Source organism: Bacillus cereus group sp. BfR-BA-01430, from assembly GCF_022663115.1.
Classification (GTDB): Bacteria; Bacillota; Bacilli; order Bacillales; family Bacillaceae_G; genus Bacillus_A; species Bacillus_A cereus_BD.
The window spans coordinates 1-22,003 of record NZ_JAKUEW010000011.1; the positions used below are offsets into that span (position 1 = coordinate 1).

A 22,003-nucleotide genomic window follows, 5' to 3' on the forward strand; every position below is an offset into this window, starting at 1 on the left:
GCATGTATTAGGCACGCCGCCAGCGTTCATCCTGAGCCAGGATCAAACTCTCCAATAAAGTTTGTCTAGCATCATAAATAAAAATTGACGTTTCACGTTGTTTGTTTCGTTTAGTTTTCAAAGTTCAACATCGCGTTTCAGCGACTTTTATAATATAACATAATATATTTTTCTCGTCAACACTTTTTTTGAAGCATATTTACTTCTTCATTTGCTGACTTCGCCTATTATATAGGCTTTTCTTTCCCTTTGCAAGCATTAATCTAAAAAAATAAGAGAGGGATGATTCCCCCCTCTCTTATTCTTCAGAAGCTTCTTCGTTTTCTTCTTCATCATCTTCTTTTTGAGCTTTTGCTACTGTCGCTACTTCTTGCTCATCTTCCAGACGAATTAAACGTACCCCCTGTGTATTACGTCCCATTTGCGAGATTTGTTCAACTGGCATTCGAATAATAACACCAGCTGCCGTAATCAGCATGATATCTTCCTCACCTGTTACAGACTTAACCGCTACTAACTTGCCGTTCTTCTCTGTAATATTACATGTTTTTAAACCTTTTCCACCACGACTTTGGATGCGATACTCCTCAATCGGTGTACGCTTTCCATATCCATTCTTCGTTACAATCAACACATTCATATTCTCTTCGACAATTTCCATACCTACAACACGATCATCCTCACCTAATGTTATAGCTTTTACGCCGGCTGCATTACGTCCCATAGAGCGCACATCTTGTTCATTAAATCGAATTAACATACCATTGCTTGTACCAACAATAATATCTTTGTCACCAGATGTTAAGCGTACAGAAATTACTTCATCCTCTTCGCGAAGAGAAATGGCTATTAGACCGTTTGTACGAATATTTGAAAATGATGAAAGCGGTGTTCTCTTAGAGATACCTTGTTTTGTTGTAAAGAATAAAAATTGATCGTCACCAAATTCACGAATTGGAATAATAGCGTTAACCCACTCATCCTTATCTACTTCTAACAAATTAATAATCGGTATTCCTTTCGCTGTACGGCTATACTCTGGAATTTCATATCCTTTTGTGCGGTATACTTTACCTTTATTTGTAAAGAATAAAATATGATCATGTGTCGATGTCGTTAATAAATGTTCAACAAAATCATCATCATTTGTGCCCATTCCTTGTACACCACGACCTCCACGGTTCTGCGTTTTATATGTAGAAGCAGGTAATCGTTTAATGTATCCGTTATGAGTCAATGTAATCGCAATATTTTGTTCCGGTATTAAATCTTCATCCTCAATGGATTCAATACCACCGATTGTAATTTCAGTTCTTCTCTCATCGTTAAATCGTTCTTTTACTTCTGTTAATTCTTCACGAATAATTTCCAGAACTTTTTCTTCATCGGCTAAGATTGCTTTTAACTCAGCAATTAATTTCAATAGTTCTTGATATTCTTGCTCGATTTTCTCTCGTTCTAATCCTGTTAAACGTTGCAAACGCATATCTAATATTGCCTGCGCTTGTTTTTCACTTAAGGCAAATTGCTCCATCAATCCTTGCTTTGCAATATCTGCTGTTTTCGAACTACGTATTAACGTAATTACTTCATCAAGGTGATCTAAGGCAATTCGTAACCCTTCTAAAATATGAGCACGAGCCTCTGCTTTTTCTAATTCGTAAGCTGTACGTCTACGAATAACTACTTTTTGATGTTCCAAGTAATAATATAGCGTTTGTTTTAAATTTAATACTTTTGGTTCTCCACCTACAAGTGAAAGCATATTAATACCAAAACTTGTTTGAAGAGCTGTATGTTTATATAGATTGTTTAGAAGTACGTTAGCATTTGCATCACGACGAACTTCCATGACAATTCGTAAACCTCTTCTATCAGATTCATCACGTAAATCTGTAATACCCTCAATTTTTTTATCGCGAACTAATTCTGCAATTTTTTCAATAAGGCGAGCCTTATTCACTTGGTAAGGTAATTCTGTGACAATAATGGATTGTCTTCCATTCGCTTTTTCTTCAATTTCAACCTTTGCACGTAGTGTAATAGAACCGCGACCCGTTTCATAGGCTCTGCGAATTCCACTTCTTCCTAAAATAAGACCTGCTGTAGGAAAATCTGGCCCTGGAATATATTCCATTAACTCAGCAATTGTAATCTCAGGATTATGGCTTAAAGCTAAGACCCCATCAATGACTTCTCCAAGTTGATGCGGTGGAATATTTGTTGCCATACCAACAGCAATACCCGTCGCACCATTTACTAATAAATTAGGGAAACGAGCAGGTAGTACAACTGGCTCTCTCTCAGAACCATCATAGTTATCTTGATAGTCTATTGTATTTTTTGTAATATCGCGCAATAGTTCCATAGAGATTTTAGACATTTTTGCTTCTGTATAACGCATCGCTGCTGCAGAGTCACCATCAATAGAACCAAAGTTTCCATGTCCATCAACGAGCATATAACGCTGACTAAAATCTTGTGCCATACGTACCATCGTTTCATAAACAGCTGAATCACCATGTGGATGATACTTACCGATTACTTCCCCAACGATACGTGCTGATTTTTTATATGCTTTATCAGCAGTAATACCTAAATCATTCATTGCATATAAAACCCTGCGATGTACAGGTTTTAATCCATCTCGTACATCTGGTAATGCACGAGATACGATAACACTCATTGCGTAATCTAAAAACGAGGTACGCATTTCCTGACTAATATTAACCTCTCGAATTCGTGCTTGTTGTTGATTATCTGACATCAACCAGCACCTCCTCTTACATTTCCGTTACAAATTACATTGATTTATATATAGACGACAGGAACACTGAGATTCCTGTCGTTATTTATCTTAAATATCAAGGTTTTTTACATATTTTGCATTTTCTTGAATGAAATTACGACGCGGTTCTACCTTATCTCCCATTAAAATTTCAAAAGTTTCATCCGCTTCAATTGCATCTTGTAAAGAAACTTGCAATAATGAACGCACCTCTGGGTCCATTGTCGTTTCCCATAACTGAGCCGGATTCATCTCACCAAGACCTTTGTAACGCTGAATACCTGGCTTAGGTTGCGCTGGCAACTCGGCCAATATTCTTTCAAGTTCTTTTTCGTTATAAGCATACTGAATCTTTTTCCCTTGTTGCACTTTAAACAATGGTGGTTGTGCAATATATACATAACCATGTTCAATAATTTGACGCATATAACGATAGAAGAACGTTAATAATAGGGTACGAATATGCGCACCATCGACATCGGCATCAGTCATAATAATAACTTTATGATAGCGAGCCTTTGATATATCAAAATCGCCGCCAATGTTTGTACCAATTGCTGTAATAATTGTACGCACTTCATCATTGGATAAAATTTTGTCTAATCGCGCTTTCTCAACGTTAATAATTTTACCCTTAAGCGGTAAGATTGCTTGGAAGTGACGATCGCGTCCCTGCTTTGCAGATCCGCCCGCAGAGTCCCCCTCTACGATATAAATTTCACTGATGGATGGATCTTTAGAAGAGCAATCCGCCAACTTACCAGGTAAACTTGAAACCTCTAACGCGCTCTTTCTACGAGTTAATTCACGCGCTTTCTTCGCAGCTACACGTGCTCTTGCTGCCATTGTCCCTTTTTCCACAATTTTACGTGCAACATTTGGATTTTCTAGAAGGAACTTTTCAAATGCCTCTGAAAATACAGACTCTGTAATCGTTCTCGCTTCACTATTACCAAGCTTCGTCTTCGTTTGCCCTTCGAATTGCGGATTCGGATGTTTAATGGATACAATTGCAGTTAAACCTTCACGAACATCTTCACCAGTTAAATTACTGTCAGCATCTTTTAAAATATTATTTTTTCTTCCATAGTCATTAATTACACGCGTTAAAGCTGTTTTAAATCCTACCTCATGCGTACCACCTTCATACGTATGGATATTATTTGTAAATGAATAAATATTATTTGTATATCCTTCGTTATATTGAAGGGAAACTTCAACCTGAATCCCATCTTTTGAGCCTTCTACATATACTGGTTCTTCATGAATTGGCTGCTTCGAACGATTTAAATGTTCAACATAAGATTTAATCCCACCTTCATAATGGAATTCTTTCTTCTGTTTATTTTCACGTTTATCTTCAATTATTAATTTAATATTACGATTTAAAAATGCTAACTCACGCATACGAGTTGCTAATATATCAAATTCATACACGGTTGTTTCTTTGAAAATTTCTGGGTCTGGCTTAAAGCGAGTGACTGTTCCTGTGTGATCTGTTTCACCAATCACTTTTAAATCTGCAACCGGAATACCTCGTTCATATTTTTGGTAGTGGATTTTTCCTTCGCGGTGTACAAATACTTCTAACTCGCTTGATAGGGCGTTTACTACAGATGCCCCTACACCATGAAGACCACCGGAAACTTTATAACCGCCACCGCCAAATTTACCACCAGCATGAAGTACAGTCATAATAACTTCTACTGCAGGGCGTCCCATTTTTTCTTGTATACCGACTGGAATACCGCGGCCATTATCCGTTACACGGATACTATTATCTTCTTCGATGACTACATTAATCTCATCACAATATCCCGCTAACGCCTCATCAATACTATTATCTACAATCTCCCATACAAGGTGATGAAGACCCTTTCCACTTGTTGATCCAATGTACATACCTGGGCGTTTTCGAACCGCTTCTAATCCTTCAAGTACCTGTATTTGACTTTCATCATATGAGTTTGCTTGCATTTCCTTTTGTTCCATTGACACAAAGATCACCTACTTTTCCATTTAAACAGAAGTTATATTCTGTCTATTTCACAATCTACCGTGCCGCTTTTTACATGAATTGTTTTCGCTTTTTTTAATGTTTCGTGTTCAATTCCGTCGACACTCGTCGTTGTCACAAATGTTTGCACTTTTCCTTGAATTGTATTTAAAAGATGTGATTGACGGTAATCATCTAATTCTGATAACACATCATCTAATAAAAGAATTGGGTATTCTTTTACCTCTGCATAAATCAATTCAATTTCAGCTAATTTTAGGGATAGTGCAGTTGTTCGTTGCTGTCCTTGTGAGCCAAAGACTTGAACATTTTTACTATTAACGAAGAATTGTAAATCATCACGATGAGGACCAATCAAAGTCGTACCACGGAAAATTTCACGTTGTTTCACAGATTGAAAACTTTCATAGTATACTTCTTTTATTTTCGACAAATCCATTGATTCTGATACATCTACACTTGGCTTATAAACGATTTCCAATTCCTCAAGCCCTCTGCTAATCCCACGATGGATTGGAGCAGCCCACTCTTGTAGTAAATGTAAGAATTCAAAACGTTTTTGTAGAATTTTCGCACCATGTTCAATAAGTTGAAGCGTAAATACATCCAACATCGTTTCCTCATTTTTACCTTGCATTGCCTTAAGCAAATGGTTTCGCTGTGTGAGCACTTTTTGATATTGACTTAATTCATACAAATAAACAGGAGCTATTTGTCCTAATTCCATATCTAAAAAGCGTCTTCTGACTTGAGGACTTCCTTTTACAAGATTTAAATCTTCAGGGGCAAACATAACAACATTCATCTCGCCAATATATTGGCTCAATTTTTGTTGTTCAAGTTCATTTAATTTTGCCTTTTTTCCTTTTTTAGAAATATTCAATTCCAAGGATAAGGAACTATTTCGTTTTTGTAATCTACCTTTTATTTTACCATAATCTTCATCCCATCGGATGAGTTCACGATCATTTGAAGTTCTATGAGATTTTGCCATCGCTAATACATAGATAGCTTCCATCAAATTTGTTTTCCCTTGTGCATTTTCACCAATGATTACATTGACTTTATCCTCAAAAGAAAGGTTCAAATCTTCATAATTTCGATAATTTTTTAATTGTATTTCTGAAATAAACAAAGGGCTCCCCCTTTATGCTTGAACTTGAAATGTTCCGTTTCCCGGAATTTCAACTATATCATTGGCGTATAATTTTCTACCTCGTCTATTTTCAAGTTCTTGATTCACGTACACTTCATATTCTTGCAAGAACCATTTTACAGCTCCACCTGTATCAATTATATCGGCAAGTTTTAAAAATTGTCCTAGTGTAATATACTCTGTTGAAATTTTAATACGTTTCATAAAATCGCTCACTTTCTAAAAGTGTTCATTCTTTCATTGTACTAAATAAACTAACATTAGGAAAGTAATACCCAAAATCAAAAAAGAGTCGCTAGTACATAAAAACTAGCAACTCTCATTCTTTTTAGTAAGTACGAACCGGTAAAATTAGTTGGATAATGGAGTTATCATTTACTGTACGAATTAAGAAAGGTCTCATCGCACCAGTAAAGCTAATTTTAATTTCAGTACTATCTAAAGCTTTTAATGCATCCATCATATATTTTGCACTAAATGATATTTTTAATTCTTCACCATCTATTTTTTCACATTGAACTTCTTCTACTACTTTCCCAATCTCCGGTGAATTTGAAGAAATTTCTAGCATTTGCTGTTCAAGTGTTGATAGTTTTACAACGTTATTACGCCCATCTCTTGCCAATAAGGAAGCACGATCAATAGCTTGCAAAAACTCTTTTGTATTTACAAAGATATCCGTCTTACTTTCAGCAGGAATTAAGCGAGTTGTATCAGGGTAATTCCCTTCCAATAATCGAGAGAAGAATAGTAAATGTTTTGTACGGAATAATACTTGATACTCTGTAATAACAATATCCACCATTTCTTCAGACTCATCTAAAATTTTACTTAGCTCATTTAAACTCTTACCTGGAATGACAACATTTGCTTGGAATTCATCAGAAATGTTATGCCCTTCAATTTTTGCTGTACGAAGTGCTAATCTATGACTATCTGTTGCAATACAAGTTAACTCGCTGTTATATACCTTCCAGTTTACACCTGTCAAGATTGGACGAGTTTCAGAACTTGATACTGCAAATACAGTTTGACGAATCATATGTTTTAGTAAATCTGTTGGCACTTTAAATACATGATGTTCTTCGATTTGTGGTAATAACGGATATTCCGCAGAATCTAATCCATTTAAATTAAACTCTGATTTTCCAGATTTTATTTTTGTCATAAAATGATTTTCGACAGAAATTTCGACAATGTCTTTTGGTAATTTTTTTACGATCTCACTAAAATATTTTGCTTGTAAAACAATACTACCTGATTGACTAACTTCTACGATTTCTTTTCCATCTTCTTCAACAGGAATAAATGATTCGATTGAAATATCTGCATCACTTCCTGTTAATGTAACTCCTTCTTCTGTAGCTACAACTTTAATTCCAGTAAGGATCGGAATTGTAGTACGAGAGGAAACAGCTTTCATTACATCTTGTACACTTCTTACAAGGTAGTCTTTTTGAATTGAAAAACGCATAGCGAAAACCTCCGGTAAGTATAAGATTTTATTTATTTAATAAAGATAAAAAGTAGTAGTAATAGTAATAGGGCTTGTGGATATGTGGATAACCCCGTTCAAAGATGTAAAAACAGTCTATCTACATGTGGATAGACTGTGCGTAAAACAGGAAAAGTTATTCACACTATTCAGCTACTACTTTAAAATATCATTAATTTCTTCAATTTGCTTTTGCAGTTGTGTATCTGTTTTTAAGAGCCGCGAAATTTTTTCATGTGCATGGATAACTGTTGTATGGTCGCGACCTCCAAATTCCTCACCTATCTTTGGTAAAGATGAATCTGTTAATTCACGTGATAGATACATTGCAATTTGACGAGGAAATGCAACAGATTTTGTGCGTTTCTTCGCTTTAAAGTCTTCTAATTTCACTTGATAAACATCCCCAACTGCCTTTTGAATATCATAAATGGAAATAATTTTCGGCTTTGAGTTTGGAATAATATCTTTCAATGCTTCGGCAGCTAGATCGGCATTGATATCCTTATTAATTAAGGAGGAATAAGCAACAACGCGGATTAATGCACCTTCCAGTTCTCGGATGTTCGAATCGATTTGATTCGCAATATAAATCATAACCTCATTTGGAATATCGAGGCCTTCTGCTTTTGCTTTTTTACGTAAAATTGCAATCCTTGTTTCAAGATCTGGTGGTGTGATATCCGTAATTAATCCCCATTCAAAACGTGAACGAAGACGATCTTCTAATGTTGGAATCTCCTTTGGTGGCCGATCGCTTGAGATTACAATTTGCTTACTTTCTTCATGCAATGCATTAAATGTATGGAAAAACTCCTCTTGCGTTTGTTCTTTTCCGGCAAGGAATTGAATATCATCTATTAATAAAACATCTACATTTCGGTATTTATTTCGAAAGTCCACCGCTTTATTGTCACGAATTGAATTAATAAATTCATTTGTAAATTTTTCAGATGATAAATAAACGACTTTTGCGTTTGGATTATGTTCAATCACATAATGTCCAATTGCATGCATTAAGTGGGTTTTGCCAAGTCCGACGCCCCCGTAAATAAATAAGGGATTATATGCTTTCGCTGGTGCTTCAGCTACAGCGAGTGAAGCTGCATGAGCAAAACGATTACCCGATCCAATAACAAATGTATCAAAAGTATATTTTGGATTTAACATACTTTGTGGCAGATGATTAGATTCATCACTCATCTTTTTTGCTTTTGCGGGAGGATAGTCAACCTCCTCTTCAGTTTGACTTTGAGGAATAATAAAACGAATATCCAACTTTGCTCCTGTTATATCATAAATTGTTTCTGAAATTAGCTCTGAATAGTGAGATTCTAACCAGTCACGGGCAAATTCATTGGGAGCTATAATGGTTAGAGTATCCTTTTTTAAAGCATGCGCCTTCGTTGATTTGAGCCATGTTTCATAACTTGGTTTACTTACCTTCTTTTCTAATTCCTTTAACGCACTATTCCATAAATCAGCGATATTTTCCAAGGATGTCCCTCCTTTACGAATATGGTAAAAGAATAAGGTTGTGCAACAAATGTACACCCCCCTAAATTTTAAATGTATATTTATACGAAACGTATTTTAAAACCTAAAAACGTTGTTTGTATACGAGATAGAGTTTTCGACAAAAATAGCATATGTGGACAAGTATTTACCCACATGTGAGTATAACTGTCCACAAGTTATTCACAAATTGTGGATAAAATATAAATGTGTAAAAGTTATTCAAGGTGAAAACACAACTATAATATCAAAAAAAAGTTGCCATAGCAATGAATTTTAGAAAGTTATCCACAAAATCAATACCTTGTGGAATAAACTTGTCCACAACACGATATACTGTGTAAAAGTCGAAAAAAAATTTGTGGATACAAAAAAACAAAAAATATATTTATCCACAAAAGAATGGGATGCTTGTGAAAAAAGGTGTGAATAGGTTTAAAGTGAATATTTGATGAAAATTTCGAGAACCATTGACATTTTCCTAGTTAATTAACTATAATTTATAAGACTGTCTTTAACAGATATTCCTCAGGGAGGTGTCATATAATGAAAAGAACTTACCAACCAAATAAACGTAAGCGCAGCAAAGTACATGGTTTCCGCAGCCGTATGAGCACAGCGAACGGACGTAAAGTGCTAGCAGCTCGTCGTCGTAAAGGAAGAAAAGTATTATCTGCGTAGACCACTGAACGATCAGTGGTCTTTTTTTCTAGCCATAATGAATTTCCGCTGATGAAATACAGGAGTGTCAATTGATATGAAGAAAAAGAATCGTATAAAAAAAAATGATGAATTTCAGGCCGTTTTTCAAAAAGGAAGGTCTAGTGCCAATCGTCAGTTTGTTATCTACCAATTAGATAAGGAAACACAACCATACTTTCGAATCGGTCTTTCTGTGAGTAAGAAAATCGGGAATGCAGTAGTTCGCAATCGGATTAAACGTATGATTCGTCAATCCATTACAGAATTAAAAGATGAGATAGATTCTGGAAAGGATTTTGTTATAATAGCAAGGAAGCCTTGTGCAGAGATGACATACGAAGAGTTTAAGAAAAGCTTAATTCATGCCTTCAAACGTTCTGGAATTAAAATTACAAACAAGTAGCGTAGGAAAAGGAAAATGAATTACACTATATACATACCGAAACAAGGAGGAGCAGGCTGTGAAAAAGAAGATAGGCTTACTTGCCATGGTTATCGCTTTGATGGCGATTGCTGCAGGTTGTAGTGAAGTAAATCAGCCGATTACACCGAAAAGTACAGGGATTTGGAATGAATATTTCGTATACCCGCTTTCTCAGTTAATCACGTATTTTGCAAACTTATTTGGTAGTAATTATGGTTTAGCGATCGTTATTACGACTCTTATTATTCGTTTTGCGTTATTACCATTAATGATTAAACAAACGAAGAGTACAAAAGCAATGCAAGCGCTGCAACCAGAAATGGTAAAGTTGAAAGAGAAATATAGCTCTAAAGATCAAGCAACACAACAAAAATTGCAACAAGAAATGATGCAATTGTATCAAAAACATGGTGTCAATCCATTAGCGGGTTGTTTACCAATTTTTATTCAAATGCCAATTTTATTCGCATTTTACCATGCGATTATGAGGACAGCTGAAATTAAGCAACACAGTTTCTTATGGTTTGATTTAGGACATGCAGATCCTTATTATATTCTTCCTATTGTTGCTGCAATTACAACATTTATTCAGCAAAAGATTGCGATGGCGGGTACTGTTGGACAGAATCCACAAATGGCGATGATGGTATGGCTTATGCCAATTATGATTTTAATCTTTGCAATTAATTTCCCAGCAGCATTATCTTTATACTGGGTAGTTGGTAACATCTTTGGTATCGCTCAAATGTATATGATCAAGGGCCCTGAAATTAAGGCTAGTAAGGCAGGAGGATCAAGCAAGTGAGTATAATTACTGCTAAAGGACAAACCGTCGAGCTGGCAGTACAAGATGCTTTAAGGCAATTAAAGGTTTCAAAAGAACAAGTAGATATAAATATTATCGACGAAGGCAAGCGAGGATTTCTAGGTTTAATTGGGAATCGACCTGCTGTGGTAGAGGTTATCGTAAAGAAAGATCCAATCCAGGAAGCTGAAGAGTATTTACGTAATGTCGTTCAGGCGATGGGAGCGGATGTAGCGATTACAAAAAAAGTAAAGGGAAGAGATGTGGAATTTACTCTTTCTGGAAAAAATGTAGGTGTTTTGATTGGAAAAAGAGGTCATACTCTAAATTCTTTACAATATTTAACAAATCTTGTTGCGAATCGTAGTACGAAGCAATATGTTGGTATAACAATTGATGCTGAAAACTATCGTAGTAAGCGAAAAGATACATTAGAATCTCTCTCTTATCGATTAGCAAAACAAGTAGCAAGTACAAAGAAAAATGTTGTATTAGAACCAATGCCTTCTTTTGAAAGAAAAATTATCCATCAAGCATTAGCTAATCATCCAAATGTTATTACATCTTCCGAGGGAAAAGATCCGCATCGGCATGTTGTAATATCTCCCAAATAACCGGTCACTCATTTGAGTACCGGTTTTTTCTATGAGTTTGTTCTAACAAGTTTTCATGTATGAAAATAAAGGATTTAAATGCAGATTTGACTGAAGAAAAAATGACTGTGGATAACTGAAAACACTAAACTTATCCACTGTGAATAAGTTTAGTGTTTTTTACATGAGGACATAATAAAATGAGTTAATATTCTTTTGTAGATAGGTTCATTATGGTATCCTAATAGTTTAGTGAAGGAAAAAATTATGTTGAAATAGAGAGAAATAAGCAAGTGAGGTGAAAGGACATGGAATTTGATACAATTGCTGCGATTTCCACGGCACTTGGGGAGGGCGCGATTGCCATTGTTCGAGTAAGTGGAGAGGATGCGATTGAGAAGGTCAATCGCATTTTTAAAGGAAAAGATTTAACAGCAGTATCTTCCCATACAATTCATTATGGTCACATTGTGGATTTAGATACAAATCAAGTTATTGAAGAAGTTATGGTATCTATTATGCGTGCTCCTAAGACATTTACACGTGAAGATATAGTAGAAGTGAACTGCCATGGTGGTCTTGTTTCTGTAAATAAAGTATTGCAACTGATTTTAGCACAAGGAGTACGTTTAGCTGAGCCTGGTGAGTTTACGAAGCGTGCTTTTTTAAATGGTCGTATTGATTTGTCTCAAGCTGAGGCAGTAATGGATTTAATCCGCGCAAAAACAGATCGTGCAATGAATGTAGCGATTAATCAAATGGAAGGACGCTTATCCACATTGATTAGTCGCCTTCGTCAAGAAATTTTAGAAACGTTAGCTCATGTTGAGGTAAATATAGATTACCCAGAATATGATGACGTGGAGGAAATGACACATCGTATTTTAATTGAAAAGGCAACTCATGTTCAAACTGAGATTGAAAAGATTTTAGAAACATCAAAGCAAGGGAAAATTTTGCGAGAAGGAATTGCGACAGCAATTATTGGAAGACCGAATGTCGGAAAGTCTTCATTATTAAATAGTCTTGTTCAGGAGAAAAAGGCTATTGTAACAGATATAGCAGGAACAACTCGTGATGTTATTGAAGAATATGTCAACGTACGTGGTGTACCACTTCGACTTATTGATACAGCTGGAATTCGCGAAACAGAGGATATCGTTGAACAAATTGGTGTTGAGCGATCAAAAGAGATGATGAGCCAAGCTGATTTAGTATTAGTAGTAGTAAATTATAGTGAACCATTAACGAATGAAGATGAAGAGCTCTTCCGTGCTGTACAAGGAAAAGATTTCATTGTCATTGTAAATAAAACAGATTTACCACAAGGGATTGAGATGGAACGCGTAACGGAGCTAGCAGGTGAGAAACGTGTTATCACAACATCCTTAATTGAAGAAAAAGGCGTAGATGAATTAGAGAAAGCAATTGCTGATCTGTTCTTTGAAGGAACAATTGAATCAGCTGATATGACGTATGTTTCTAATGCAAGACATATCGGTTTACTAACACAAGCAAGAAAAACGATTGAAGATGCAATTGGTGCAATTGAGAACGGTGTTCCAATTGATATGGTTCAAATTGATTTAACAAGAACATGGGAAATACTTGGTGAAATTACGGGTGATACCGTTCACGAAAGTTTAATTGACCAACTGTTCTCCCAATTTTGTTTAGGAAAATAATAAAGATCTTTCAAGATGATAGACGATAGTAGGAGGAATAAATAATGGGATACAATGCCGGTTCTTACGATGTCATAGTAATCGGTGCAGGCCATGCAGGATGTGAAGCGGGTCTTGCAGCAGCACGAATGGGATCAAAAACATTAATGTTAACAATTAACTTAGATATGGTTGCGTTCATGCCATGTAACCCTTCTGTTGGTGGGCCCGCAAAAGGGATTGTTGTTCGTGAAATCGATGCATTAGGCGGCGAAATGGGACGAAATATTGATAAAACGCATATTCAAATGCGTATGTTGAATACAGGGAAAGGACCTGCTGTACGCGCCCTTCGTGCACAAGCGGATAAATTTTCATATCAACATGAATTAAAGAAAACAATTGAAGAAACGCCAAACTTAACATTACGTCAAGGAATGGTTGAACGTTTAATCGTTGAAGATGATGTGTGTAAAGGAGTAATTACGCAATCAGGTGCGGAATATACAGCGAAAACAGTTGTTATTACAACTGGAACGTTTTTACGTGGTGAAATTATTATGGGAGACTTGAAATATTCAAGTGGTCCAAATAACCAACAGCCATCTATTACATTGTCAGAGCACTTAGAAGAGCTTGGATTTGAACTTGTTAGATTTAAAACAGGGACACCTCCTCGTGTAAATAGTAATACAATTGATTACAGTAAAACAGAAATCCAGCCAGGAGATGATAAACCGCGTGCGTTCTCATTTGAAACGACAAAGTTTATTTTGGATCAAATTCCGTGCTGGTTAACATATACAAGTGAAGAAACTCATCGTTTAATTGACAAAAACTTACATCGTTCTGCTATGTATTCTGGTATGATTAAGGGAACAGGTCCTCGTTATTGTCCATCAATCGAGGATAAAGTAGTACGATTTAATGATAAACCGCGTCATCAAATTTTCTTAGAGCCAGAAGGACGCAATACGCAAGAAGTCTACGTTCAAGGATTATCAACGAGCTTACCAGAAGATGTACAGCGTGAAATGTTGAAAACAATTCCTGGTTTAGAGAATGTTGAAATGATGCGCACAGGTTATGCGATCGAATACGATGCAATTGTACCAACACAACTTTGGCCAACTCTTGAAACGAAAAAGATTAAAAACTTATATACGGCGGGACAAATTAATGGTACGTCTGGTTATGAAGAGGCGGCAGGACAAGGTATTATGGCTGGAATTAACGCTGCATGTCGCTCTTTAGGCAAGAAAGAAGTCATTTTAGGTCGTTCAGATGCTTATATTGGTGTTTTAATTGATGACCTTGTGACAAAAGGGACAAATGAACCATATCGTCTGTTAACTTCTCGTGCAGAATATCGTTTATTATTACGTCATGATAATGCGGATCTTCGTTTAACAGAAATTGGTCATGAAATTGGATTAATCCCAGAAGAGCGTTATGAGCGTTATTCTCAAAAGAAAGAACAAATTGAACAAGAAAAGGCTCGTTTAGAGGGTATTATTATTAAACCACGCCCTGAAGTACAAGAATTAATTCGTAGTGTTGGTGGAAGTGAACTAAAAGATGGTATACGTGCTAGCGATTTACTACGACGTCCAGAAATGACGTATGAACATATTCGCTTACTTGCACCAAGTGAATTAGAAATCAATGATGAGATTGCAGAGCAAGTTGAAATCCAAATTAAATATGAAGGATATATCGAAAAGTCTTTACAACAAGTAGAACGTATGAAGAAAATGGAAAGCAAAAAAATTCCTGTTGATATAGATTATGATGCTATTTCTGGTATTGCGTCAGAAGCAAGACAAAAATTAAAAGAGGTTCGTCCACTTTCTGTAGGGCAAGCATCTCGTATCTCAGGTGTAAATCCAGCTGATATTTCCATTTTACTTGTATACATTGAACAAGGGAAAATTGCGCGAGTATCGAACCAATAAATAGTAAGGAGATATTGCGAGATGAACATAGAACAATTTCAGTCTATGCTAGGAGAAAGAGGAATTTTCCTTTCTCCTAGACAATTAGAGCAATTTGAAATGTATTTTGAAACATTAGTAGAGTGGAACGAAAAAATGAATTTAACAGCGATTACGGAGAAAGAAGAAGTGTACTTAAAACATTTTTTTGACTCTATTACTGCTGCTTTTTACTACGATTTTTCAAATCCACTATCTATTTGTGATGTTGGTGCAGGTGCAGGCTTTCCGAGTATACCGTTAAAAATTTGTTTCCCGCACTTAAAAGTAACAATTGTTGATTCACTGCAAAAGCGGATTAACTTTTTGAATCACTTAGCACAAAAACTGGAACTCAGTGACGTTGCTTTTTGTCATGATCGTGCTGAAACATTCGGTAAAAAAGAACATGTACGTGAATCATACGATATTGTAATGGCGCGTGCAGTAGCTCGCCTTTCTGTATTAAGTGAATTATGTTTACCGCTTGTAAAGGTTGGGGGAACATTTATTGCCATGAAAGGTGCAGCAGCTAATGAAGAAATTGAAAATGGTAAATATGCTGTAGAGGTGCTTGGCGGACAATTAAAAGAGGTATCTACGTTCCAATTGCCATTTGAAGAAAGTGAACGGAACATTTTATTAATCGAGAAAAAACGCAAAACACCGAAAAAATATCCACGTAAGCCAGGTACACCCAATAAATTACCTATTGAAAAATAAATCTTATTAGACGTAAGATTAAATTATATAAATGGAACCGTAAATGTTTGATAAGGAATATGTTTATGTAGAATATTCAATAGGCCCAAAGGTGGTGGAATATGTATGAAAAATACGTTTTCTCGTTTATTTGGCTTTGGAGATAAAATGAGCGAACTCGAAATACAAAATGAAAGCCATGAAGATATAAATAAAAAGATACATGAAGAAATACATGAAATTCCGATAGCAAATATCATTCCAAACCGTTATCAACCACGGACGGTGTTTGATGATGCACGCATCGATGAACTAGCATTAACAATCCGTACGCATGGGCTTATTCAACCAATTGTTGTAAGGCAGTATGAAGAAGATTGTTATGAAATTATTGCCGGGGAAAGGCGTTTTCGTGCTGCAACGAAATTAGGATGGGGAAAGGTTCCTGCAATTATAAAAAATTTAAATGATACGGAAACAGCTTCAGTTGCTTTAATTGAAAACTTGCAACGCGAAGAGTTAACAGCAATTGAAGAAGCTGTTGCATATCAAAAGCTAATTGAGTTACATAATTTAACGCAAGAGGCACTAGCACAGAGACTTGGCAAAGGGCAATCAACCATCGCAAATAAGTTACGGTTATTAAAGTTACCTGAAGATATTAAAAGGTCATTATTAGAAAAGAGTATTACAGAGCGGCATGCTCGTGCACTTATTCCTTTGAAAAATGAAGAGTTACAGTTAAAAGTTTTACAAGAAATTGTGGAAAAACAATTAAATGTAAAACAGACAGAAGAGCGAATTGCAAAGTTACTTGAGGAAGTAAAACCGAAGCGTAAAGCAAAGAAAAAAGCTGTAAGTCGTGATATGAGGATTGCGATGAACACGATTAGACAATCTTTGCAAATGGTTGCAAAAAGTGGTTTGAATGTGAACTCTGAAGAAGAAGAATTCGATGAATATTATCAAATCACAATTAAAATTCCTAAGAAAAAATAATAAAGTGAAACTTTAATCGGTGGGGCTGCATCCCCTGCTGGTTCGTGGTCTTCACGAACTAGGCTACCCGAAAATAGCGGGTTCAATATATGATAGAGGTCTCATCTTTTTGATGAGGCTTTTTTTACTATATCGATACAAAAGAAAAAACAACTTTTTAGGTAAAAGAGAATCATGTATAGAAACAATTCATTTGATTTTTGCCTCATACATGACGGAAAAATAACGATATATCTTTTTTCTTATTGGAATGAAGAAGGAGTTTAAAAATAAATTTTGAAGTTTAATAGAGGACATAAAAGAAAATATTTGATTTCATGGTACAATAAATATAACTATTTTTAGAATAAGATAGAAAGGTTGAAAGTAGGTGACATCATGGGGAAAATCATTGCTATTGCTAACCAAAAAGGCGGTGTTGGAAAAACAACAACATCCGTTAATTTAGGAGCCGGATTGGCACAAATGGGAAAGAAAGTTCTTCTTGTCGATATCGATGCTCAAGGGAACGCAACAACTGGTGTCGGAATTGAAAAGTCCGAATTAGATCAATGTATTTATAATGTTCTTGTAGAAGATACAGCTGTTCAAGAGGTTATAAAGAAGACCGCAACTGAAAACTTAGATGTTCTACCCGCTACCATTCAATTAGCAGGAGCTGAGATTGAATTGGTGCCAACCATTTCCCGGGAAGTACGTTTGCAGAGGGCATTGCAACCAGTTCGTACTGAATATGATTACGTTATTATTGATTGTCCTCCATCTTTAGGCTTGTTAACAATTAATGCGTTAACAGCAGCTGATTCTGTCATTATCCCTGTTCAATGTGAATATTACGCATTAGAAGGATTGAGCCAACTATTAAATACAGTTCGTCTTGTACAAAAGCATTTAAATAAAAATTTAGCAATTCAAGGCGTATTATTAACGATGTTAGATGCGCGCACAAATCTAGGAATTCAAGTTATAGATGAAGTGAAAAAATACTTCAGAGATAAAGTATATCGTTCTATTATTCCACGTAATGTTCGTTTGAGTGAGGCGCCGAGTCATGGCAAACCGATTATGCAGTATGATGCTAAATCAAGAGGGGCTGAAGTATATATAGATTTAGCAGAGGAAGTGATTGCAGGTGGCTAAAGGGCTGGGAAGAGGAATAAATGCATTTTTCCCTGATTTAGATGTGAAAGAGGAAGAAACGATTCAAGAGATTGCAGTAACTGAACTAAGACCTAATCCTTACCAACCTAGAAAAACCTTTCATAAAGAAGCGATTCAAGAATTAGCAATCTCTATTAAAGAACATGGCATTTTACAACCTTTAATTGCGCGAAAGAGTATTAAAGGGTATGAAATTGTAGCTGGCGAAAGAAGATATAGGGCTGCAAAGGAAGCAAATCTTGAAAAGGTACCAGTTGTTGTACGTAAATTGAGTGAGCAGCAAATGATGGAATTTGCGCTTCTTGAAAATTTACAGCGTGAAGATTTAAATCCAATGGAAGAGGCTATGGCGTATCAAATGTTAATGAATGAGCTAAATGTAACACAAGAACAATTAGCGAAGCGCCTTGGAAAAAGTAGACCGTATATCGCAAATTACACAAGGCTACTGACTCTCCCTTCATTTGTGCAAGATATGATTGCAAGTGGGAAGTTATCAATGGCGCATGGACGCACCTTACTTACCATTAAGGATGAAGAACAATTAAAATCTTTATTAAAGCGCATTGAAAAAGAAGGCTTGAATGTTCGACAATTAGAAAAAATTGTTCAAGAGATCAATCAACGAGTTTCACGTGAAACAAAGAAGAAAAAAGAAAGAAATATCTTTTTCATAGAACGTGAAACGGTATTAAGAGAAAAATTTGGTACAGAGGTAAGAATTAAAGAAACAAAAAAAGAAAAAGGGAAAATCGAAATCGAATTTTTTAATAAAGAAGATTTGAATCGAATTTTAGAACTACTTTCAGGTGGAAATTAAAAAGCAAACCATCTTATTATTTATAGATGGTTTGCCTTTTTTAATACAGATAACTTTTGATCTGTTTCTTTTATGCTTTGGGCGATTACATCGGCCATTTTCATCACTAAGCTTAATCTTGTATTTTGAAGCACAAAAAATTCCATAAAACCATTTAAATTTACAATGCCATGTATATGTAATTCTCCCACTGCTGGAAGTTTTTTGTTCATTGCAGCGCCTGGTTTGCTAGGTCCTTTTCCTACCGTTATGGAACCGATATTTTGTGACTTGCCAAGACATGCGTCAACTGCAATAATAAAAGAGTTCGGATTTAAAGATTGTATATTCCGAATATTTTCCTCGAGATTTAGAGCGTGTACAGGTTCATCAAGTGTGCCGAATACTTGGAAGTTTTGAATATTTATTTGTTCTAATTTTGTACCAACTAGTGGCCCAAGTGCATCACCAGTTGAGCGATCTGTTCCTATACAAACTAGTATAAGTGGTGATTCGGTCGGTATGTGCGATAGTAAGAAATTGCTTAACATTTCTGAGGCTTCTACATCATGATGCATAACATTTTGTGATTCTTTTTCAAAAAAAGGTAAGCGAAAACTCCCAATATTCATGAAGCACCCATCCTTTTATTCATTTTTCTAATATGTTACACATTCTTTTTTCTATTAAGAATATTACATGAAGCTAAGATGTGGGAAAGTATAAGTGTATATGTTGTAAATTGTTTATAAGAGAGGAAAGAATAGTACTAGTATATATTTTTTTGTGCCATTTTATACCTTAATCAAAAGATAAAAATGTAAATAAGATAGTAAAGTTTTTAAAGAAATAAGAGAAACTTCTGATACAATAAAGGATGAATAAAAGATTATCATTGGAGAGGTAAAACAGATGGATTTATTAACGAAATGGTTTGACTCTATTGATTGGTCCAATATTGGAATGGGAGCAATCAAAATATTAGTTATTTTAGTGCTTGGTGCAATTGTAGTTAGAATTGCTAGGGCAATTGTCAGAAATGCATTTCGAATGGGTAGCCGTTCACCGATTCAAATTTCAGAGCGCCGTACAATGACGGTAGCAAAGCTGCTTGAAAATATTGTAGCATACGTTGTTATATTTATTATGCTAATTGCTATTTTAGGGATATTTGGCATTAATGCATCAGGTTTATTAGCAGGAGCAGGGGTAATCGGTTTAGCGGTCGGTTTTGGTGCTCAAAGTTTAGTAAAAGACGTTATTACAGGATTGTTCATTTTATTAGAAGATCAATTTTCAGTTGGTGATTATGTTCGCATTGGTCAGTTTGAAGGTGTTGTTTTAGAAATTGGACTACGTACAACGAAAATAAAAAGTTGGACAGGTGAAATTCATATTTTACCTAACGGAGGAATTATGCAAGTAACAAACTTCTCTGTTAGCAACAGTGTCGCATTTGTTGATGTTTCTATTTCTTATGAGAGTGATATTGACCAAGCAGAACGAGTAATTGAAGAATTATTAGAAGAATTGCCTGCAAAATATGAAGATATGGTAACAACACCACAACTATTAGGTGTTCAAACACTTGCTGCATCTGAAGTTGTACTGCGTGTAATTGCTGAAGTAGAACCAATGAAACATGCAATTATTGCAAGGGCTCTTCGAAAAGAGATTAAAAATCGTCTTGATTTACACGGTATTGAAATTCCATATCCACGTATGGTTTTATATAATCGTGAAGAAATGGTTAATGGAGCAGCAAATTAATGGGAAGAGGGGTTTAGAGAATGGAACAGAAGCAATATAACTTGTACGATATTGTGGAAATGAAGAAAGCCCATCCTTGTGGTGAAAATCGTTGGAAGATTATTCGTATGGGAATGGACATCCGCATTAAGTGCGAGGGATGTGACCATTCCGTAATGATTCCTCGAAGAGAATTTAATCGTAAGGTGAAAAAAGTACTTGTGAAACATGAAGAATAGATGTGAGGTAACAGCTACATAAGGTAGCTGTTACTTTTTTGAACTTTTAGGTAACTTGTCATTTTATTCGTTACTATCTATAATGATGGAAGATTGAGACATAGGAGTGAAAAATATGGGATTAACGGCTGGAATCGTTGGCTTACCTAACGTAGGGAAATCAACATTATTTAACGCAATTACACAAGCGGGGGCAGAATCTGCAAACTACCCATTCTGTACAATTGATCCAAATGTAGGGATTGTAGAGGTGCCAGATGATCGTTTAAATAAACTAACGGAACTAGTTGAGCCGAAGAAAACTGTTCCAACTGTATTTGAATTTACTGATATTGCTGGTATTGTAAAAGGTGCAAGTAAAGGTGAAGGATTAGGAAACAAGTTCTTATCTCATATTCGCCAAGTAGATGCAATTTGCCAAGTGGTACGTTGTTTTGAAGATGAAAATATTACACACGTTTCAGGAAAAGTTGATCCAATTGATGATATTGAAACGATTAACTTAGAATTAATTTTAGCGGATTTAGAATCTGTTGATAAACGTATTGAACGTGTTGCTAAATTAGCAAGACAAAAAGATAAAGAAGCAGTATTTGAGCATGAAATTTTAGTTCGTTTAAAAGAAGCGTTTGAAGCAGGAAAACCAGCTCGTACGGTCGAGTTTACAGAAGAACAAATGAAGGTTGTTAAAGGGCTTCATTTACTTACAACGAAAGAAATGCTATACGTAGCAAACGTAAGTGAAGATGATATTATGGATCCTTCTGAGAACCAGTATGTACAGATGGTAAAAGAATTTGCAGCAAAAGAAAATTCACAAGTAATTGTTGTTTGTGCAAAAATTGAATCAGAAATTGCTGAATTAGATGAAGAAGAGAAAAAGGTATTCCTTGAAGAATTAGGCATTGAAGAGTCTGGTTTAGATCAATTAATTCGTGCCGCGTATGATTTGTTAGGGCTAGCAACTTACTTTACAGCTGGTGTACAAGAAGTTCGCGCATGGACATTTAAAAAAGGTATGAAAGCACCGCAATGTGCAGGAGTGATTCATACAGATTTCGAACGTGGATTTATTCGCGCTGAAACAGTTTCATATGCTGATTTAATGGAACATGGTTCGATGACAGCGGCGAAAGAAGCAGGAAAAGTACGTTTAGAAGGTAAAGAGTATATTGTAAAAGACGGAGACATTATGCACTTCCGCTTTAATGTATAATTTTAT

General features: G+C 35.6%; 20 protein-coding genes. 13 read left to right on the forward strand and 7 right to left on the reverse strand.

What is annotated here, in order from left to right; all coding sequences use genetic code 11:
* Window positions 1-298 precede the first annotated feature (298 nt).
* From gyrA to dnaA, 6 genes are all read right to left on the reverse strand, one after another.
* A complete protein-coding gene (gene gyrA / locus MR058_RS16815) occupies window positions 299-2,767 on the reverse strand; it encodes a DNA gyrase subunit A (protein WP_242145054.1) in 2,469 nt (822 codons plus the stop codon).
* A 90-nt stretch (window positions 2,768-2,857) separates the two neighbouring features.
* Window positions 2,858-4,780, reverse strand: a complete 1,923-nt coding sequence (gyrB, locus tag MR058_RS16820; RefSeq protein WP_242145183.1) for a DNA topoisomerase (ATP-hydrolyzing) subunit B — start codon at window positions 4,778-4,780, stop codon at window positions 2,858-2,860.
* 38 nt (window positions 4,781-4,818) lie between these two features.
* Window positions 4,819-5,940, reverse strand: a complete 1,122-nt coding sequence (recF, locus tag MR058_RS16825) for a DNA replication/repair protein RecF (protein WP_242145055.1) — start codon at window positions 5,938-5,940, stop codon at window positions 4,819-4,821.
* A 12-nt stretch (window positions 5,941-5,952) separates the two neighbouring features.
* Entirely contained in the window at window positions 5,953-6,165 is a 213-nt protein-coding gene (yaaA, locus tag MR058_RS16830) for a S4 domain-containing protein YaaA (RefSeq protein ID WP_000821363.1), read from the reverse strand.
* 124 nt (window positions 6,166-6,289) lie between these two features.
* On the reverse strand, window positions 6,290-7,435 hold the full coding sequence (gene dnaN, locus MR058_RS16835; RefSeq protein WP_242145056.1) for a DNA polymerase III subunit beta: 1,146 nt from the start codon (window positions 7,433-7,435) through the stop codon (window positions 6,290-6,292).
* A 177-nt stretch (window positions 7,436-7,612) separates the two neighbouring features.
* Window positions 7,613-8,953 carry a chromosomal replication initiator protein DnaA gene (gene dnaA, locus MR058_RS16840; protein WP_242145057.1) on the reverse strand — a complete coding sequence of 447 codons (1,341 nt, stop codon included), beginning with the start codon at window positions 8,951-8,953 and terminating at the stop codon, window positions 7,613-7,615.
* A gap of 564 nt (window positions 8,954-9,517) precedes the next feature.
* On the opposite strand from dnaA, the gene rpmH reads away from it, so the two are divergent.
* The 10 genes from rpmH to MR058_RS16890 all read left to right on the forward strand — a co-directional run bounded on the left by rpmH (window position 9,518) and on the right by MR058_RS16890 (window position 18,814).
* Window positions 9,518-9,652, forward strand: a complete 135-nt coding sequence (gene rpmH / locus MR058_RS16845) for a 50S ribosomal protein L34 (protein ID WP_000831901.1) — start codon at window positions 9,518-9,520, stop codon at window positions 9,650-9,652.
* A gap of 76 nt (window positions 9,653-9,728) precedes the next feature.
* Window positions 9,729-10,076, forward strand: a complete 348-nt coding sequence (rnpA, locus tag MR058_RS16850) for a ribonuclease P protein component (RefSeq protein ID WP_012096472.1) — start codon at window positions 9,729-9,731, stop codon at window positions 10,074-10,076.
* Between the two features lie 58 nt (window positions 10,077-10,134).
* Complete coding sequence (gene spoIIIJ / locus MR058_RS16855) at window positions 10,135-10,902, forward strand: YidC family membrane integrase SpoIIIJ (protein WP_242145058.1); 768 nt, start codon at window positions 10,135-10,137, stop codon at window positions 10,900-10,902.
* On the forward strand, window positions 10,899-11,516 hold the full coding sequence (gene jag / locus MR058_RS16860) for an RNA-binding cell elongation regulator Jag/EloR (RefSeq protein WP_242145059.1): 618 nt from the start codon (window positions 10,899-10,901) through the stop codon (window positions 11,514-11,516). The genes spoIIIJ and jag overlap by 4 nt, the downstream gene beginning before the upstream one ends.
* Before the next feature lie 287 nt (window positions 11,517-11,803).
* A complete protein-coding gene (gene mnmE / locus MR058_RS16865) occupies window positions 11,804-13,180 on the forward strand; it encodes a tRNA uridine-5-carboxymethylaminomethyl(34) synthesis GTPase MnmE (protein ID WP_242145060.1) in 1,377 nt (458 codons plus the stop codon).
* A gap of 44 nt (window positions 13,181-13,224) precedes the next feature.
* Window positions 13,225-15,114 carry a tRNA uridine-5-carboxymethylaminomethyl(34) synthesis enzyme MnmG gene (gene mnmG / locus MR058_RS16870; protein ID WP_242145061.1) on the forward strand — a complete coding sequence of 630 codons (1,890 nt, stop codon included), beginning with the start codon at window positions 13,225-13,227 and terminating at the stop codon, window positions 15,112-15,114.
* Window positions 15,115-15,135: 21 nt separating this feature from the next.
* Window positions 15,136-15,855, forward strand: coding sequence for a 16S rRNA (guanine(527)-N(7))-methyltransferase RsmG (rsmG, locus tag MR058_RS16875; protein WP_242145062.1), 720 nt, complete (start codon window positions 15,136-15,138; stop codon window positions 15,853-15,855).
* A gap of 105 nt (window positions 15,856-15,960) precedes the next feature.
* Window positions 15,961-16,833, forward strand: coding sequence for a nucleoid occlusion protein (noc, locus tag MR058_RS16880; protein WP_242145063.1), 873 nt, complete (start codon window positions 15,961-15,963; stop codon window positions 16,831-16,833).
* A gap of 378 nt (window positions 16,834-17,211) precedes the next feature.
* Window positions 17,212-17,973, forward strand: a complete 762-nt coding sequence (gene soj / locus MR058_RS16885; protein WP_012096464.1) for a sporulation initiation inhibitor protein Soj — start codon at window positions 17,212-17,214, stop codon at window positions 17,971-17,973.
* Window positions 17,966-18,814 carry a ParB/RepB/Spo0J family partition protein gene (locus MR058_RS16890; RefSeq protein WP_242145064.1) on the forward strand — a complete coding sequence of 283 codons (849 nt, stop codon included), beginning with the start codon at window positions 17,966-17,968 and terminating at the stop codon, window positions 18,812-18,814. Before soj ends, MR058_RS16890 begins: the two co-directional genes overlap by 8 nt.
* Before the next feature lie 20 nt (window positions 18,815-18,834).
* Here MR058_RS16890 and yyaC read toward each other — a convergent pair whose 3' ends face one another.
* The gene (yyaC, locus tag MR058_RS16895) at window positions 18,835-19,425 is read right to left on the reverse strand and encodes a spore protease YyaC (RefSeq protein ID WP_242145065.1); all 591 of its coding nucleotides are present in this window, start codon (window positions 19,423-19,425) and stop codon (window positions 18,835-18,837) included.
* Window positions 19,426-19,705: 280 nt separating this feature from the next.
* On the opposite strand from yyaC, the gene MR058_RS16900 reads away from it, so the two are divergent.
* The 3 genes from MR058_RS16900 (at window position 19,706) to ychF (ending at window position 21,997) form a co-directional block, all read left to right on the forward strand.
* Window positions 19,706-20,563, forward strand: a complete 858-nt coding sequence (locus MR058_RS16900; protein WP_242145066.1) for a mechanosensitive ion channel family protein — start codon at window positions 19,706-19,708, stop codon at window positions 20,561-20,563.
* A 20-nt stretch (window positions 20,564-20,583) separates the two neighbouring features.
* Window positions 20,584-20,781 carry a DUF951 domain-containing protein gene (locus MR058_RS16905; protein ID WP_242145067.1) on the forward strand — a complete coding sequence of 66 codons (198 nt, stop codon included), beginning with the start codon at window positions 20,584-20,586 and terminating at the stop codon, window positions 20,779-20,781.
* Between the two features lie 115 nt (window positions 20,782-20,896).
* Window positions 20,897-21,997: a redox-regulated ATPase YchF gene (ychF, locus tag MR058_RS16910; protein WP_242145068.1), complete on the forward strand. Its 1,101-nt coding sequence runs from the start codon at window positions 20,897-20,899 to the stop codon at window positions 21,995-21,997.
* The last annotated feature ends 6 nt before the right edge of the window (window positions 21,998-22,003 follow it).